Genomic DNA, 15745 nt, shown 5'->3' with positions numbered 1-15745 from the left:
GGCTCCTTAGAAGTATCCCTGACGTTTTTTCAGTTCCATCGAGCCGGCCTGGTCGCGGTCGATAACGCGGCCCTGGCGCTCGCTGGTGGTGGAGACCAGCATCTCCTCAATGATTTCCGGCAGCGTCTGCGCGTTCGATTCCACCGCCCCGGTCAGCGGCCAGCACCCCAGAGTACGGAAGCGCACCATGCGCTGTTTGATCATTTCGCCGGGCTGCAGGTCGATACGATCGTCATCGATCATCATCAGCATGCCGTCGCGCTCCAGCACCGGGCGCTCAGCCGCCAGATAGAGCGGGACAATCTCGATATTTTCCAGAAAGATGTACTGCCAGATATCCAGCTCGGTCCAGTTGGAGAGCGGGAACACGCGAATGCTTTCGCCTTTGTTAATCTGGCCGTTGTAGTTATGCCACAGCTCCGGGCGCTGGTTTTTGGGGTCCCAGCGGTGGAAGCGGTCGCGGAAGGAGTAGATCCGCTCTTTCGCACGGGATTTTTCTTCGTCGCGGCGCGCGCCGCCGAACGCGGCGTCAAAGCCGTATTTGTTCAGCGCCTGCTTGAGCCCTTCGGTTTTCATAATGTCGGTATGTTTGGCGCTGCCGTGCACAAAGGGGTTGATGCCCATCGCTACCCCTTCCGGGTTTTTGTGCACCAGCAGCTCGCAGCCGTAAGCTTTGGCGGTACGGTCACGGAACGCGTACATCTCGCGGAATTTCCAGCCGGTATCCACATGCAGCAGCGGAAACGGCAGCGTACCCGGGTAAAAAGCCTTACGCGCCAGGTGCAGCATGACGCTGGAGTCTTTACCAATGGAGTACATCATCACCGGGTTAGAAAATTCGGCGGCCACTTCGCGGATAATGTGGATACTTTCCGCTTCCAGCTGCCGCAGGTGAGTAAGTCGTTTTTGATCCATAACCGTTCCTTTAAAAGCCTGGCAGGCGATCTCTAAGCCAGATTGACCACAGAAGAAGCGAAGTTCTCTGCGTCTGTTGTAGGTTGAAACCAGGCGAGTTGCTGATGAAGCTGCACCACTTCGCCCACCACGATCAGAGCGGGCATTGGCGCATCTTTCGCCAGCGCTTCGAGTTGTTGTAAGGTGCCGGTTCTGACCTGCTGGTCAGGCCGGGTGCCGCGGGAAATAACTGCGGCTGGCGTCTTCGCATCACGCCCGTGCTTAATCAGCTGTTCGCTGATTTCCGCCGCCTTCATCGTGCCCATATAAATGGCCAGCGTCTGGCGGCTTTGGGCCAGCAGCGACCAGTCAAACGGGGCGCTGTCGGCTTTGTAATGGCCGGTAACAAAAGTGGCGCTCTGGGCATAATCACGATGGGTCAGCGGGATGCCCGCAAACGCCGTCGCGCCGGAGGCCGCCGTCACGCCGGGCACCACCTGGAAGGGAATGCCCGCCTGCGCCGCCGCCTGCAGCTCTTCGCCGCCGCGGCCAAAAATAAACGGGTCGCCGCCTTTCAGACGCACCACGGTTTTGCCTTCACGCGCCGCGTCAATCAGCATCTGGTTGGTTTCATGCTGCGCCACCGCGTGGCCGCCTGCCCGCTTGCCGACGCAGATTTTGTCCGCATCCCGGCGCGTCAGCTCCAGCACCTCGTCGCTGACCAGATGGTCGTAAAAGACCACATCCGCCTGCTGTATCACCTGCAAACCGCGCAGGGTGAGCAGCCCGGCGTCGCCCGGCCCGGCGCCAACCAGAATGATCTCGCCTGAGGCTGCGCCCGGGTTCGCCAGCTCATCGGCCAGCGCCTGTTCAGCAGCCTGCTCGTTGCCCGCCGCCATCAGGCTGGCAAAGCGCCCGCGAAAGGCGCGCTCCCAGAAACGGCGGCGCTCATCGGTGGTTTTACGCACCGCTTTGATACGCGTGCGCCAGCGCCCGGCCACCTCCGCCATGCGCCCGAGGTTAGCTGGCAGCAACGCCTCGATTTTTTCCCGCAGCAGCCGGGCCAGTACCGGCGCGTTACCGCCGGACGAGATGGCGATTTGCAACGGAGCCCGGTCGACAATCGACGGGAAAATAAAGGAGCACAGCGGCTGGTCGTCCACCACGTTCACCAGCCGCTGGCGGGCGTTAGCGGCGTCGAAAACGCGTCGGTTCAGCGCCCGGTCGTCGGTGGCGGCAATCACCAGAAAAACGCTGTCCAGCTGCGCCTCGTCAAAAGCTGTCGCCAGCAGGTGGATATGCTGCGCCTGGGCCAGCTGTTGCAGTTCGCCATTAAGCGAAGCCGCTACCACCAGAATCCGTGCGCCCGCTTTGCGTAAAAAGAGGATTTTTCGCGCGGCGACATCGCCACCGCCCACCACCAGCACGGGGCGATCTTTAACAGCGGCGAACAGGGGAAGGTAGTCCACAGGGCAACAACTCTCTAACAATCAGGAATAGGGGGACTATAGGGGCGAGCTTAGAACGAATGAAATTACGAATTGGAATGAGTAGTTCCGCAAAAGAATAACGGTGTGGAAAAACAAATATCAAAAAGTGCTTAACCATTGCGTTTTCGCAGGGTTAAGGAGATTTGAATTTGTGTAAAGCCGATCACAGTTTCATACTAAGCGCGGTAAAAATTTTGTCTTAAAAAGGACTCTCTATGTTTTCCGCATTGCGCCACCGTACCGCTGCCCTGGCGCTCGGCGTATGCTTTATCCTTCCTGCTCAGGCACGAGCCCCTCAGCCCGGCGATTTCGCCAGCACTCAGGCACGCTATATCGCAACGTATTTCCCAGGCCGGATGACCGGCACGCCGGCAGAAATGCTCTGCGCCGATTATGTGCGTCAGCAGTTCGCGCAGATGGGCTACCAGAGCGATATTCGCCAGTTCAACAGCCGCTACAGCTGGACCGCGCGCAATAATCAGCAGAACTGGCGTAACGTCACCGGCAGCACGGTGATTGCCGCCCATGAAGGCAAAGCGCCAGAGCAAATTATTATCATGGCGCATCTGGATACCTACGCGCCGCGTAGCGAAATAGATAACGACCACAATCTGGGCGGTCTCACCTTACAGGGGCTGGACGATAACGCCTCCGGGGTGGCCGTGATGCTGGAACTGGCGCAGCAGCTTAAATCCACGCCCACCGAATACACCATCCGTTTTGTCGCCACCAGCGGCGAAGAAGAGGGTAGCCTTGGCGCAGAAAACCTGCTTAAGCGTATGAGTGAAAAAGAGAAAAAGCAGACGCTGCTGGTCATCAATCTCGACAACCTGGTGGTGGGCGATAAGCTCTACTTTAACAGCGGCAAGAAAACCCCCGCCTCGGTGCGCAAACTCACACGGGACCGCGCGCTGGCTATCGCCCGTAAGCTGGGGATCGGCGCAGCCATCAACCCCGGACAGAACCCCAACTACCCGAAAGGCACAGGTTGCTGTAATGACGCCGAGGTGTTTGATAATGCAGGCATTCCGGTGCTGTCGGTGGAGGCCACTAACTGGTCGCTGGGTAAAAAGGATGGTTACCAACAGCGGGCTAAATCCAAAGCCTTTCCCAACGGCGTAAGCTGGCATGACATCCGTCTGGACAGCGTTCAGCATATCGATCAGGCGCTGCCGGGGCGTATTGAACGCCGCAGCCGCGATGTGGTAAGAATCATGCTACCGCTGGTGAAAGAGCTGGCGAAGGCGCATAGCCGGTAAGAAAGCGTTCCGGCAACAGGGAGTGTAGCCATAATGCTTATTCGTTTTCTTCTGTTCTGTTGCCTGCTGATGAGCGAAACGGCGATAGCCGACAGCCAGGTCTATATCTGGCAACGCGTCTGGCGCGCCGATCATCAGCAGGCGCTACATCAAAGCCAGGATCTCTTCTCTACTCTGCGCGTACTGGGGTTACAAATTCACCCGCAGGAAGGGGCGCGCGTGGCCCGTGTCGATACCCGGCTTTTACAGCAGGACGGCCGCCCGGTCTGGCTGGTGGCGCGCCTTGACGGTAGCCTGACCCGGCTTAATGCCGCCGCGCTCCAGGCGCAGGTCAGGCCGATTATTGATAACTGGCGAGCCGCGGGCGTTAACCTGCGCGGGCTGGAAATCGATTACGACGCCCCCACCTCCCGGCTTGGCGATTACCAGCAGCTGCTCAGCGCCTTACGCCCCGCGCTCCCTGCTGACATGACGCTCAGTATTACCGCTCTGCCGACGTGGCTCTCTTCTGCGCAGCTTAAGGGTTTGCTGGCGACGGTAGACAGTTCGGTGTTGCAGGTGCACAGCGTACTCTCGCCGGATAAGGGGCTGTTCGACCCGCCGCTGGCGCAGCGCTGGAGCCAGCAATACAGCCTTATCGCCCCCCACCGATTTTATCTGGCGCTGCCGGCTTATGGTTCAGCGCTCTTCTCCGCGCCGGGCCGCACGGCGCAGGTGGAGAGCGAATCGTCGCTGCGGATAGCGGGGGACAGGCAGGAGCTTAGCGTCTCGCCGCAGCAGGTAGACACCTTTACCCGGGGGCTGGAAGAGAAGCCGCCAAAGAATTTCGCCGGCTTTGTCTGGTTTCGCCTGCCGCTGGCGAGCGACACCCGCGCCTGGTCGCTTACCACGCTTGCCGCGGTCATTCATCACCAGCCGCTCACCGCGCGCTGGCAGTGGCTGACGCGGCGTGATGCGCAAAATGCCAGCGCGGACTCTGCCCTCTATGAGCTGGCCGTCAAAAACGTCGGCACCATTGACGCGCCGCCGCCAGCCACAATTAACCTGAACGCTGACGACTGTCTGGCCGCAGACGGCGTAGGCGACTATCGCTTTAGCGAGCAGGCTTTTCACCTGACCACCCCGGCGTTATTACGCGCCGGGCAAACCCGCGCCGTTGGCTGGGCAAGATGCCCGAAGCCGCCACAAGGAGAGTTTCATGACAGCCCGTAAATTACCGCTGGCCCTGCTGCTGACAACTGCGCTGAGCGCCACCGCCAGCCACGCCTGCGGCCCCTTCTTCCCCAACTATTTGCTGGCGGACCGCAACGCCAACCTGCTCTATATGCCGGAAGGCAGCTTCGCGCTGGAGAGCAGCCGCCTGGTCGCACCCGACCCGCGCCTGCCGGGATGGCGCGACACGTCCGATGAAAAACCCACGCCCGCCACCGCGCAGCAGAGGTTACTGGCGGAGATTCGCGCGCGCGGCTCGCTGGAAGAGGCGGAGAAGATGGCCGCCGACCTGCCCCCTGCCGCCCGGCTGTATGCGCTCGGGTCGGTGGCGTTTGCCAGCCACGATAGCCGGGCGCGGGACTATTTCCGCCAGCTGCTTGCCCTGCCCGCCGACCAGCAGGGGGAGTGGGGGCTAAAAGCGCGTTACTCGTTGGGGCGCGATTTAATGCATGATTATCCGGGGCGCAGCAGGCTCGATGTATTCTCGACGTCGCGTGGTAATAAAGAGGAGCTACAGGAAGCCTTCGGCCTGTATCAGCAGATAATCGATGCCGTACGCAACGGTGCGGACGACCCGGAGCAGCTTGCGCTGGCAAGCCTGGGACAGCAAGGGCGCATCAAGGCCTGGCAGGAGGAGTGGTCCGACGCCACGCAACGCTATGCCCTCCAGGCCGCGCAGGGTTCCCCCACCGGCACGCTCTCGCTAGGCTACGTCGCCAGCATCCTGGACCACCCGGAAAATGCCCATATCCTGCAACCGCTCCTTGACGATCCGCTGATTCAGCAACTGCTTATCGCCGATTTTTTCACGCATCCGTTTACCGCCTGGTCCGATGAAGATAAAAAGATCAAAGAGTACCAGGAGGCGGTAATAGCGACGCTCGCGCAGAAGGTGAATCACGATTTTCCCGGCAGCGATCGCCTGATTGCTCTTGCCTGGCGTAACGGCCAGTATCCGCTTGCGGCTTTGCTGCTAAAGAACGCGAAGGAAAACGGGCTGACGTCCTGGGTCAGAGCCAAAATGGCGCTGCGGGATGGGGATGTGAAAAAAGCAACCGCGTGGTATGCAAAGGCGGCGGCATCGTTTCCAACCGATGAGGCCTGGGGATACCAGTATTTCAATGAAGATATCGGCGGGGAGGAGTTTGTTATTCCGGCCTGCCGCATTAGCGCCGAACGGGCTATCCTGGCGTTAAATCGTAATGATTACCAGGAAGCGATGCGGCTGATGTTTAAGGCTAAGGAGAATTACTGGGCAGATGTGGCATGGATTGCCGAGCGGGTGCTGACGTTAAAAGAGTTAACGGCGTTTGTGGATAAAAATACCCGCGCGCCGCAGTCCCCGTTGTCACGTGATGTGGCGCTCTCCGCCGACAGCAGGCTGCGCGCCCTGCTTGCCCGTCGCCTGATGCGTGCGGGCCAGTATCAAAAAGCATTGGCCTATTTTGATGTTGCAGAAGAACGGCTGATGGCGCAGCGTTACCTCGACGTCTTGCCCAAAGGCGGGCCGAAGCTTGCCAAAGCCCAGGCGTGGTGGCAGGCCGCGCTTATCCTGCGCGATCAGGGTATGCGCCTGACGGGCTATGAGATGTCGCCGGACTTTGCCCTGTATGATGGCGGGTACTCGTGGCCTTATTACGATGACGGGCCAGAAAACAATGCAGCAGAAAAATCATGGGTGAGCGCAGGCGAACGCGCCCGCGCCGGGCAATCCCAGCCAGCCAGCGACAACCATTTTATGCACTATCGCTGGCAGGCGGTAAAGCACGCGGAAAATGCCGCCGGACTGTTGCCGCATAAATCGCAGGCCTACGCCGCGGTTCTCTGTAACGCGACGGACTGGATATGGGCGCAGGATCCTAAATCCGTGCGGCGGTTATACCGGATTTACGTAAAAAACGGCGCGCCCTTCCCCTGGGCGGAGAATTTTGGCCGCCAGTGCCCGGAGCCGGATTTTGCTTCGCTTAACCGCGACGGCAAAAAATAGCGGAATAATCTGCGGGCGGGTGGCGAAAATGCGTGTCGCCCTCGCCCGCCCTTGTTTTTACCCCTCAGGCAGAATTACGTCTGGCTCACACTTTCGCATATTCATTTATCGCTGCGCCGGGTACTGGCTGGCGGTATTTCGTTGTTTTTACGGGACTATCGTTGCCAGCCCTTTACAGATATAGGTTTATTCTATACCTCGTCATGTTAATTCAATTATCGGCCCCAGGATGCCCCGGAGATACTGTCGCTAATAAGGAAAGTACATGTAGAGGAAAAGATGAAAAAGCTAAGAACAACAGATCGTCTCGCCTATGCTATTGGCGGCGGATTCTCATCGAATTTAGGCTTCTACGTAATGCTCATTTTTTTCATTACGTTTGCCACCGACGTTTATGGCATTAACCCGGTTACTGTCGGCGTTATTACGCTGGTATCACGACTAATTGATACATTCACCGACCCGCTGATGGGCGCAATTGGCGACCGCACCAGGACGCGCTTTGGCAAATATCGATTCTGGGTTTTAACCAGCGCGCCATTCGTGGGCATTACCACCTGGATGGTATTTGCCTCACCCGAACTCAGCGGCATAACAAAAATTATTTATATGTATGCCGCCTATATTTTATATTCGATCATTTCAACCGCCGCCAACATTCCTTACCACTCGCTCACGGCATATTTAACGAATGATGTGAAGGAACGCTCTAATATCGTTTTGATCAAACAGTTTACCGGGCTGTTAACGCAGTTTGTGGTCAGCGCTGGCGGCGTCTATATCCTTGAAAGCTATAGCCGTAGCCACGACAGCGCCGGACGGGTAATTATTGATACTTCCGGCTATCAGGTGTTGGGGATCGTGTTTGGTCTGCTCATCACGCTCGGCTTCTGGGTTTGCGCATGGGGAGCGAGGAATAACGATTCGCTGGAACGTCTGGAGCAGGAAAGCACCCCAGAAAAAACCTCTACCAAAGATATTTTTAGCCAGATGACGCTGGCATTCAAAAGCCGTTCGCTGATCTCGCTTGCCGTAATGTCGATAGCCAACACGCTGGTGCTGGCCATGTCTTCCGGAATTACCGTGCAGTTTTTCACCTACGTGCTGGGTAATGCCAGCTACGTGAAAACCAGCGCGCTGTTTAACGTCTGTTTTGGCGCCGCAGCTTACCTGCTGGTCAAGATACTGGTCACGCTGTATGGCAACAAAAAAAGCTTCATCTATATGTGCGTGCTGACGATCCTCTCCTCGCTGGTGCTCTATTTCACTTTCACTGCCTCCGCGCCGCTTTACGTCATGATCGTGCTGGGGCTGATTATGTGCTTCACCCAGGCCGCCTCGTTGCTTACCTGGATGATGGTCACGGATTGCGCCGATGAAATTCAGTGGCGGACCAGGAAAAACGCAGCGGGCATTGCATCGTCCACCCTTACTTTTTCCAATAAATTTGGATCGGCCATTGGCGCATTTATTCTGGGCTATACGCTCAACGCGATAAATTATGCGCCGGGCGCGACTTCGCAAAGTGCGGAAACAATCAGCGGGCTGGTGTTTTTAATGATTATCACGCCAATCATCGGCAAGGTAATTGCGTTATTAAGCATGTATTTTTACCCCTTGAGTAACAGCTACCACCAGCAGATTGTGGCAGAGTTGAATAAGGAAATGAAATGAAAGCTATTATTCTGATGTTTGACACGCTGTGCCGACATAAATTACCGAATTATAATCCCGATATTAGCGGCATGCCGAATTTCCAGCGCCTGGGGGCGCGAACCGTCCGCTTCGATAACTTCTACGTGGGTTCAATGCCCTGCATGCCGGCGCGGCGTGACCTGCATACCGGCAGGCTCAACTTCCTGCACCGTAGCTGGGGGCCGCTGGAACCTTTTGACGACTCCATCTTTGAAATACTCAAAAAAAATGGCGTCTACTCTCATTTAATTACGGATCACCAACACTACTGGGAAGACGGCGGCGCAACCTACCATAACCGCTATAGCAGCTATGAGTTCGTTCGCGGCCAGGAAGGGGATTTGTGGAAAGCGAAGCTGGGATTCAGCGGTGAGGAACATCTGGATTCGTGGAAAAAGGCGGAGCCGCTGCGCCAGAATATGATCCGCCACGACCAGATAAACCGCAGCTATATGACCAGAGAAGAGGATTATCCGCAGGCGCGATGCTATCAGGCCGGGCTGGAATTCCTTGCCGAAAACCACGACCAGGATAACTGGCTGTTGCAGATTGAAAGCTTCGATCCCCACGAGCCGTTTTTCGTGCCTGACCGTTTTAAACGTATGGTCGACCCCAGTCTGGTTAATAACCCTGATGACTGGCCGGAATACAGCTCAACGGAGAGAATTAATAACCCGGACAAAATCATCCACGGCGAAAAGCACTATCAGGCGCTGATGATGATGTGCGACGAGTATTTAGGCAAGGTGCTGGATTTCCTTGATGAACATGACATGTGGAAAGACACGCTGCTGATCGTCAACACCGATCACGGCTTTATGTTTGGCGAGAAAGAGTGGTCTGGTAAAAGCGTTATGCCGGTCTATAACGAGATTGCGCACGTGCCCTTTTTCATCTGGGATCCGCGCAGCAAGCGGGCTAATGAGAGCCATAATTCGCTCGCTCAGATGCACGATGTCGCCGTAACGCTGCTTGACGCATTTGGTGTAGAAAAAACGCCGCAGATGACAGGCCGGTCGCTTTTACCCGCCCTGGCCCATAATAACGATATTAAGTCGCAGGCGATATTTGGCTATTTCGGCGCGCATGTGTCGATTACTGACGGGCGGTATGTTTATATGCGCGCCAGCCAGACGCCCGAAAATACCCCGCTATATGAATATACGTTGATGCCGATGCGCATGCGGCGCATGTTTAATGACGCGGAATTACAGAACGCGACCCTGCACCCCGGCTTTGCGTTTACCCGGGATATTCCGGTACTCAAAGTACCGGGCTCCGCCGGTTTTTACAGCTCCTACGCGCACGGTAATCTGCTGTTTGATTTATGGCAGGATAAGCACCAGCAGCACCCTTTGTGCCAGCCTGAGTTAGAAGCGGTGTTTATCCGCAAGCTGTCAGAGGCGCTGTCGGAAGCGGGCGCTCCTGCCGATGAATGGCGGAGGCTTGGGATCCCCACCGACGCGCAGCAGATAACCGGGGCGTGGGTGGTAAACGAACACCAGCAACGAGCGCAATGTATGGCTGGCATTCTCGGGGGGCTCTACGCGGTCAATATGCATGCGGATACCAGAACATTGCTGCTGGAAATCGCCGCCTGCCAGGGCGGGAAGTATTTTATTCAGGCAATGAATGACGCAGGAGAGCGTGAGCATCTCAGCCGCCAGGATATCCTCGATTTTTATGAACGCGGCGAGTTCGACCCGCTACTGCGCAACCTGTTTAATAAACCTTACTGACCGATCGCCCCTCCCTGCTCGCAGGGAGGGGCATTGACGGACGGAGAGCTAATGCATTCTGAAAACCCGGATAAATTTCCCGATTATCGGTTTACGCTCGCCAATGAACGTACTTTCCTTGCCTGGATCCGTACCGCGCTGGCATTTATGGCCGCCGCGATTGCCGTCGATCAGCTCGCCATCGCCCTGGTTCCGGCCATGCTGCATGGGATACTGGTTGTGGTGCTTGGCCTGACCGCGGCGATATTATCCCTCTACGGATACTATCGCTGGCTCAATAATGAAAAAGCCATACGCCAGGACAGCGCGCTTCCCTTCCCGCAACTGCTTCTTTGGTTAAGCGGCGGTCTGTCCGCTGGCATTGTTTGCATGCTGGTTATCATGGTGACAGTATGACGCCTGTATTACGCGCCCGCGATCCGGGCCTGCAGCCTGAACGCACCGCGTTATCGTGGCAGCGAACCGCATTTTCCTCACTGGTTCTGGCGCTGGTTATCCTGCGTTCAGGGTACGGCCGGGGCAGCCTGCTGCTGATTTGTCTGGGCTACGTCTCCGTCGCCTTTTCCGCAGTGCTTATCATCACGTCCTACCGACGCCAGAAAATACTGGTGACAGAGTGCCCTTTGGCGAGCCTTGAGTCACAGCGTACAAAAGGGTTAATTTGCGCCTCCCTTCTTCTGAACGCTGTCGCGGTGATAATAGAAGGTGTGCTGGCGTTATGCTGAGGTGAAATAGCCAAAGGGAGAACAGAGAAAAGGTATGCACTTACATAAGCTGATTTATCAGTTCAAGGTTCTGGTTGATAAGAAGACGTTTACCTCTGCCGCCGAAGCACTGTGCATTTCACAGCCTACACTGACGCAGAATATACAGCGTCTGGAGTCCGCACTGGAGGTCTCGTTGCTGGTCAGGGAAGGTAAAACGCTGTCGCTGACGGTATATGGCGAACATCTCTACCAGCATGGCTGCCTGCTCGACAGAAATTACCGTCAGGCCATGCTGGATCTCGATACCTTAAAGCGTAATCACCGTCATACGCTGGTACTGGAGTGCGGCCATGCATGGAGCCATGGGGTGCTGTTCAGCCTGATGCAGGACTATATGCAGACGTACCCTGAGGTACGGATTACCATCAAGAATAGCAACAGCGTGCTGGGGCAGCAGCATTTACTGCGGGGAGAGTGCGACCTGGCGTTAGGCGCGATCCCCTCGGCGCAGGCGCAGATATCGTCTGTTCACTATCTGCCGGTATTCTCGACGCGATTCATGCTGTTTTGTGCCGAAGAGCACCCCCTGACCGACGCCCTGAGCATTACGACCGATCAGCTTAATCAGCACAACTGGGTTGTCTTAAAGCATGAGTCAGAAGAAGGGGGAACTGACGATCCGCTGCTGTGCACCATCGCACCTGAGCGGGTGCGTTTCGAAGTTTATTCCGTTTCCACCGCCATTACGCTGGCAAAACAGAACCGCTGTTTGCTGGCGCTCCCTTTGCAGCTGGAACAAGAGGCGCTGTCTCGTGGACTGGTTGCCCTTGATATAGCCGAAGCCTTCACCACCTTTCAGACGGGTATTATGTATATTGATGATGTATTGAAATACCCGCATAAAAAAGCGTTTATCGACACGCTTATTTCATCCAGAGATCGCTTTTAACGGATGCCTTTTAAAAGCGCGCAAAAAAACAGGCATAAAACGCTATGCCTGTAATAAATAAGATGACAATTTCTAATGATACAAGGGAATAAAATTCACCTTTGATTATTTAATGCCGATGGCCGCATTAAGCTGTTTCATTGCCGCAAGCCCTTGCTGGCATCCCGCATCCTGCTGCGCCGGGGCTAATGCTTCCAGCTGTTTTTTGGTTTCAACCAGCTGGGTTTTCAGCATATCAACCTGCGCTTTTGCCTCTTCATGTTTCGATGCCTCTTTAATAAAGGTATCGGTTTCAGCAAAGTATTGTTTGCAGAGTTCAGTTTCAGCGAAGGAAGAGGCAGACAAGCTGGTCAGCAGTGCTGCGAGAAGAATTTTTTTCATTAAAGTATCCCTGAGTTCTTAAAATAAGATGCCATCCGCAATGGCTTGCTTACGATACCAAAATAAGGGAGACGGAACTTGTCCGAAATCGGACATATTGATGGGAATGAAGATGGAGATGGGTTTATCCCCGCTAAGGCGGGGAAGCTGCCGTGAAGCATAAAATGCTGACGCCAAACCGCGGTTTATCCCCGCTGGCGCGGGGAATACATATTCGCCAGTTTCATATGAATAGTTAAAAACGGTTTATCCCCGCTGGCGCGGGGAACACGGCAGTGCGCCTGGCGCGCTGAAAAATCTGGGCGGTTTATCCCCGCTGGCGCGGGGAACACTTTAACGCTGACGCCCTGGCTGAAATCATCGGCGGTTTATCCCCGCTGGCGCGGGGAACACTCAAAACCTCACTGCCGTTCTGAGTAACCGTGCGGTTTATCCCCGCTGGCGCGGGGAACACGTCAGCATTATTTGGCGAACGGCCAAGAAGCTCGGTTTATCCCCGCTGGCGCGGGGAACACGGGGAACCGGATTTCTAATCTGGGAGACCCGGCGGTTTATCCCCGCTGGCGCGGGGAACACGGAATCCTGTCAACGGTCCCACTGTTGATGCCCGGTTTATCCCCGCTGGCGCGGGGAACACATCAAGAAGCCATACAGTGTGTGGCTGATAACCGGTTTATCCCCGCTGGCGCGGGGAACACTCTAAAAGTAACCAATTGAATTTAATAACCTTTTTAAGGCTTTCAAATTCCACCAGATTTTCCATATTTTTAAAGACCGTTAACCTATTGATTTATAAGAGGCATAAACGACACCAGGCGTAGTCCATCAAAATCTACTGGAATTCGTCGATTTTCACCAAAGGTTTGAAACTCAAAACCTGATTCGGTATTGGTCGCCCAGGCCATAACAACATTTCCCTCTTCCGCCAGAGTAGCGACCTGTTGCCATATCATTTCACGGATGCGTGTAGAAACATCACCAATGTAAACACCTGCACGAACCTCCAGTAACCAGACCGCCAGCCTGCCGCGTAAGCGCGGAGGAACATTTTCCGTCACTACCACTAACATGCTCATGATTAGCTGCTCCGATGGCCAGCATCGCCTAAAGAAACAGGAAGTGGAATGGCTATCGGCTGCGCATCAGCGGGAGGCGAAGGCGGTTCTATTTCGCCAGCGGCAAGAACGTCTTCAATAAGAGGAATCAGCTTTGCCAGCGTCTTACCACTGCGAAAGATATCACGGCAGGCAAGCCGTACTTCACGATCGGGTTCAGAGGGATTTTGCCGCGCAATTTCGAAAGCTTTGGGAACCACGGTGTCAAATTTAATGATATCGGCGATATCGTAAACAAAAGAGAGCGGCTTACCGGTATGTACAAACCCAATGGCTGGCGCATATCCTGCGGCCAGCACCGCCGCTTCCGTCACGCCATAGAGGCACGAAGTCGCTGCACTAATACACTGATTGATGACATCCCCTTTCTCCCAGTCTTTCGGATCGTAGCGACGACCGTTCCATTTGACACCAAACTGCTTCGCCAGCAGCGCGTATGTTGCCCGCACGCGACTTCCCTCAATGCCGCGTAATTGTTCAACTGAGCGGCGGCTCGGCGCAGGCTCACCAAAACGCAACTCAAACATTTTGCGCACCACTTTAAGCCGTAAATCTTCATCCAGCGCGAGTTTCGCCTGATAGAGCAATTTGTCCGAACGAGCACCACCCGGCTGGCCGGAGGCATAAAGCCGGACGCCGGCCTCCCCCACCCACACCAGCAGCGTTCCGACCGTAGCGGCGAGCCGCACGGCGGCATGGGACATCGCGTACCGGGTTCCCGCATAATACAGGCAACAGAACCAACCGGAATATGGGTGCGAACCCCAGTTTTATCGACCAGCACGAACGCGCCATCGATAACATCTATCTGCCCGTACTGGAGAAAAATCATCGATACACGGTCTTTTAATGGAACAGGATTGAGAGGAAGCCAACTCATCAACGCCTCCTTTTCACCATTAACAAACCACATCCCAATGCCTTGCTCTTACCCAGACCGGAAAAAAGCACCTGTTCAAATTGCGAGACATCGGTGATGCAAAGCGTTCCGGCAAAATCAACGCTACTAAAAGCAATGGGATTTTCTTGTGCTTTACGAACAAAACGATGCTGCTGATAAGCCTGCACGCATTTGCAACGCTTCTGTAATTCGTAAAAATCCTCACCTGCCCATGCAGCAAACTCATCGGGTTCTGGTTCACACAGCTGAAAGCCGTGCTGCTGCCCTTGCCTTTCCAGCCACGCCTGCGCTGCCAGCTGCTGCAGCTCCCACCACTGTTCCTGCGCGATCCCATCGGCTTTCGCCTGATGTTTCGCATTCATCATTACATCACTACGTTTACCGTTGCGGGTAATGACCGGATTAGCCCGCAATTGAAAATCAAGCATCAGCCCATTAGTCAGCTGGGGATTGAATAACTTGGTTTCAACATGAAACAGAGAATGCTGCGCTAATGGCGGCGTTGCAGAGAGCATAAAGAAGCCTCCATGCGCCTCCTCCCGAAACAGAAACTGCCGCGATTGCTGATTCGGGAAGAGTTGCCATAACCACTGATGGCTGGTGTAGGGCCTGGCTGCATCCCATTTTTTCAACATTTCCGGTCGCAAATTATTAAACCGGAGCTGAATACGAGACAGATACATTATCCCCTCCCCTGTAGCAAGCCACTGAAACGGGTATAGCCGCCAAACTGCCAGCGCTGGCGACTGACAGGCTGGTTATTGCTTTGCAGCTTCTGCTGCCAGGAAATGCTGTTTTCCTCTGGATCGTCCCAGTAACAAACACCCTCTTTACGAATAAACCCGCTTAACTCCACAGGAGGTATTTCCCGTGCCGCCTCAATAAAGATGTCAGCCAGGGTGCCTGTCATTAAACGAGGCGCCAACGGTAAGGCCAGAGGGCAGCATTTTCGCCCCAGATAGAGCGGGAAGTGAGGCGTCAGCAACGCATCACGTAGCGCCGTAAGCGGATAAGGAGCGCCAGGCAAAGCGCTAACAGCAACGTGCCAGTAACCATCACAGCGGTACTCACGCTGTGATATCAATGTACCAACCTCATCAGGAGCCAGCGTAAGCTCATCCCGCCGCGTGTAATAGCGATACTTTTTATTCTCGCGCGGGGCACTGACGGTGTGGTAATCACGCAGCCACCGATCCTGTGCAGCCAGCGCATGTACCGCCAGAAAGTAATGCTGATTAAAAGTATTCAGTCGCGCCTCTTCGTCACGACGAATGCCTTTTGCCGCAGCGAGTAGACCTAATAATGCCGAGCGGGTGGGAACCGTGGCGGAATGCCGTATTTCTCCACAGGCTTCTTCTCCCCAGGAGGCCAGCGGCGCATAGAGCTGGAAAACCAGATATTCCTTCATCATTTATC

The 15745-nt window shown here is 55.3% G+C and carries 14 protein-coding genes, 1 pseudogene and 1 CRISPR repeat array; of the genes and pseudogenes, 8 read left to right on the top strand and 7 right to left on the bottom strand.

What is annotated here, in order from left to right:
* Positions 1-6: 6 nt before the first annotated feature.
* The gene (gene cysD, locus ENTHG_RS13050) at positions 7-915 is read right to left on the bottom strand and encodes a sulfate adenylyltransferase subunit CysD (protein WP_044180326.1); all 909 of its coding nucleotides are present in this window, start codon (positions 913-915) and stop codon (positions 7-9) included.
* Between the two features lie 32 nt (positions 916-947).
* Complete coding sequence (gene cysG, locus ENTHG_RS13045; RefSeq protein ID WP_044180324.1) at positions 948-2363, bottom strand: siroheme synthase CysG; 1416 nt, start codon at positions 2361-2363, stop codon at positions 948-950.
* 236 nt (positions 2364-2599) lie between these two features.
* Between cysG and ENTHG_RS13040 the strand changes: the two genes are divergently transcribed.
* The 8 genes from ENTHG_RS13040 to ENTHG_RS13005 all read left to right on the top strand — a co-directional run bounded on the left by ENTHG_RS13040 (position 2600) and on the right by ENTHG_RS13005 (position 11932).
* Positions 2600-3643 carry an aminopeptidase gene (locus ENTHG_RS13040; RefSeq protein ID WP_044180322.1) on the top strand — a complete coding sequence of 348 codons (1044 nt, stop codon included), beginning with the start codon at positions 2600-2602 and terminating at the stop codon, positions 3641-3643.
* Between the two features lie 33 nt (positions 3644-3676).
* Entirely contained in the window at positions 3677-4855 is a 1179-nt protein-coding gene (locus tag ENTHG_RS13035) for a DUF3142 domain-containing protein (protein ID WP_044180321.1), read from the top strand.
* Positions 4842-6842: a hypothetical protein gene (locus ENTHG_RS13030; protein ID WP_052332708.1), complete on the top strand. Its 2001-nt coding sequence runs from the start codon at positions 4842-4844 to the stop codon at positions 6840-6842. The genes ENTHG_RS13035 and ENTHG_RS13030 overlap by 14 nt, the downstream gene beginning before the upstream one ends.
* A 279-nt stretch (positions 6843-7121) precedes the next feature.
* Positions 7122-8516 carry an MFS transporter gene (locus tag ENTHG_RS13025; RefSeq protein WP_044180317.1) on the top strand — a complete coding sequence of 465 codons (1395 nt, stop codon included), beginning with the start codon at positions 7122-7124 and terminating at the stop codon, positions 8514-8516.
* Positions 8513-10276, top strand: coding sequence for a sulfatase (locus ENTHG_RS13020; protein ID WP_044180315.1), 1764 nt, complete (start codon positions 8513-8515; stop codon positions 10274-10276). Before ENTHG_RS13025 ends, ENTHG_RS13020 begins: the two co-directional genes overlap by 4 nt.
* Positions 10277-10327: 51 nt before the next feature.
* Positions 10328-10672: a YidH family protein gene (locus ENTHG_RS13015; protein ID WP_044180314.1), complete on the top strand. Its 345-nt coding sequence runs from the start codon at positions 10328-10330 to the stop codon at positions 10670-10672.
* Positions 10669-11001, top strand: a complete 333-nt coding sequence (locus ENTHG_RS13010; RefSeq protein WP_044180313.1) for a DUF202 domain-containing protein — start codon at positions 10669-10671, stop codon at positions 10999-11001. The genes ENTHG_RS13015 and ENTHG_RS13010 overlap by 4 nt, the downstream gene beginning before the upstream one ends.
* Positions 11002-11035: 34 nt before the next feature.
* Positions 11036-11932 (top strand): LysR family transcriptional regulator, encoded by an 897-nt coding sequence (locus tag ENTHG_RS13005; RefSeq protein ID WP_044180312.1) that lies wholly within the window; start codon positions 11036-11038, stop codon positions 11930-11932.
* Positions 11933-12037: 105 nt separating this feature from the next.
* On the opposite strand, the gene ENTHG_RS13000 is transcribed toward ENTHG_RS13005, so the two are convergent.
* From ENTHG_RS13000 to cas5e, 5 genes and pseudogenes are all read right to left on the bottom strand, one after another.
* On the bottom strand, positions 12038-12313 hold the full coding sequence (locus tag ENTHG_RS13000; protein WP_044180311.1) for a DUF5339 domain-containing protein: 276 nt from the start codon (positions 12311-12313) through the stop codon (positions 12038-12040).
* 181 nt (positions 12314-12494) lie between these two features.
* A CRISPR array of direct repeats spans positions 12495-13011; the repeat unit is 29 nt; unit sequence CGGTTTATCCCCGCTGGCGCGGGGAACAC.
* An 84-nt stretch (positions 13012-13095) separates the two neighbouring features.
* The gene (cas2e, locus tag ENTHG_RS12995; RefSeq protein WP_044180309.1) at positions 13096-13389 is read right to left on the bottom strand and encodes a type I-E CRISPR-associated endoribonuclease Cas2e; all 294 of its coding nucleotides are present in this window, start codon (positions 13387-13389) and stop codon (positions 13096-13098) included.
* A gap of 2 nt (positions 13390-13391) precedes the next feature.
* Positions 13392-14308, bottom strand: a pseudogene (cas1e, locus tag ENTHG_RS12990) (type I-E CRISPR-associated endonuclease Cas1e).
* A complete protein-coding gene (gene cas6e / locus ENTHG_RS12985) occupies positions 14308-15012 on the bottom strand; it encodes a type I-E CRISPR-associated protein Cas6/Cse3/CasE (RefSeq protein WP_044180307.1) in 705 nt (234 codons plus the stop codon). Before cas6e ends, cas1e begins: the two are co-directional and overlap by 1 nt.
* Complete coding sequence (gene cas5e, locus ENTHG_RS12980) at positions 15012-15737, bottom strand: type I-E CRISPR-associated protein Cas5/CasD (RefSeq protein ID WP_044180305.1); 726 nt, start codon at positions 15735-15737, stop codon at positions 15012-15014. Before cas5e ends, cas6e begins: the two co-directional genes overlap by 1 nt.
* Positions 15738-15745 lie beyond the last annotated feature (8 nt).

The sequence above is a fragment of the Phytobacter massiliensis JC163 genome (genome assembly GCF_000321045.1).
Classification (GTDB): domain Bacteria; phylum Pseudomonadota; class Gammaproteobacteria; order Enterobacterales; family Enterobacteriaceae; genus Phytobacter_A; species Phytobacter_A massiliensis.
This window is presented reverse-complemented; position numbering and strand designations above follow the sequence as displayed.

What these genes read in the sequence shown, in the direction of transcription:
- ENTHG_RS13040 (WP_044180322.1), top strand. Translation starts at nt 2,600, where the DNA reads ATGTTTTCCGCATTGCGCCACCGTACCGCTGCCCTGGCGCTCGGCGTA.
- cas5e (WP_044180305.1), bottom strand. Translation starts at nt 15,737, where the DNA reads ATGAAGGAATATCTGGTTTTCCAGCTCTATGCGCCGCTGGCCTCCTGG.
- cas2e (WP_044180309.1), bottom strand. Translation starts at nt 13,389, where the DNA reads ATGAGCATGTTAGTGGTAGTGACGGAAAATGTTCCTCCGCGCTTACGC.
- ENTHG_RS13035 (WP_044180321.1), top strand. Translation starts at nt 3,677, where the DNA reads ATGCTTATTCGTTTTCTTCTGTTCTGTTGCCTGCTGATGAGCGAAACG.
- ENTHG_RS13005 (WP_044180312.1), top strand. Translation starts at nt 11,036, where the DNA reads ATGCACTTACATAAGCTGATTTATCAGTTCAAGGTTCTGGTTGATAAG.
- ENTHG_RS13025 (WP_044180317.1), top strand. Translation starts at nt 7,122, where the DNA reads ATGAAAAAGCTAAGAACAACAGATCGTCTCGCCTATGCTATTGGCGGC.
- ENTHG_RS13010 (WP_044180313.1), top strand. Translation starts at nt 10,669, where the DNA reads ATGACGCCTGTATTACGCGCCCGCGATCCGGGCCTGCAGCCTGAACGC.
- cas6e (WP_044180307.1), bottom strand. Translation starts at nt 15,012, where the DNA reads ATGTATCTGTCTCGTATTCAGCTCCGGTTTAATAATTTGCGACCGGAA.
- ENTHG_RS13030 (WP_052332708.1), top strand. Translation starts at nt 4,842, where the DNA reads ATGACAGCCCGTAAATTACCGCTGGCCCTGCTGCTGACAACTGCGCTG.
- ENTHG_RS13020 (WP_044180315.1), top strand. Translation starts at nt 8,513, where the DNA reads ATGAAAGCTATTATTCTGATGTTTGACACGCTGTGCCGACATAAATTA.
- cysD (WP_044180326.1), bottom strand. Translation starts at nt 915, where the DNA reads ATGGATCAAAAACGACTTACTCACCTGCGGCAGCTGGAAGCGGAAAGT.
- ENTHG_RS13000 (WP_044180311.1), bottom strand. Translation starts at nt 12,313, where the DNA reads ATGAAAAAAATTCTTCTCGCAGCACTGCTGACCAGCTTGTCTGCCTCT.
- ENTHG_RS13015 (WP_044180314.1), top strand. Translation starts at nt 10,328, where the DNA reads ATGCATTCTGAAAACCCGGATAAATTTCCCGATTATCGGTTTACGCTC.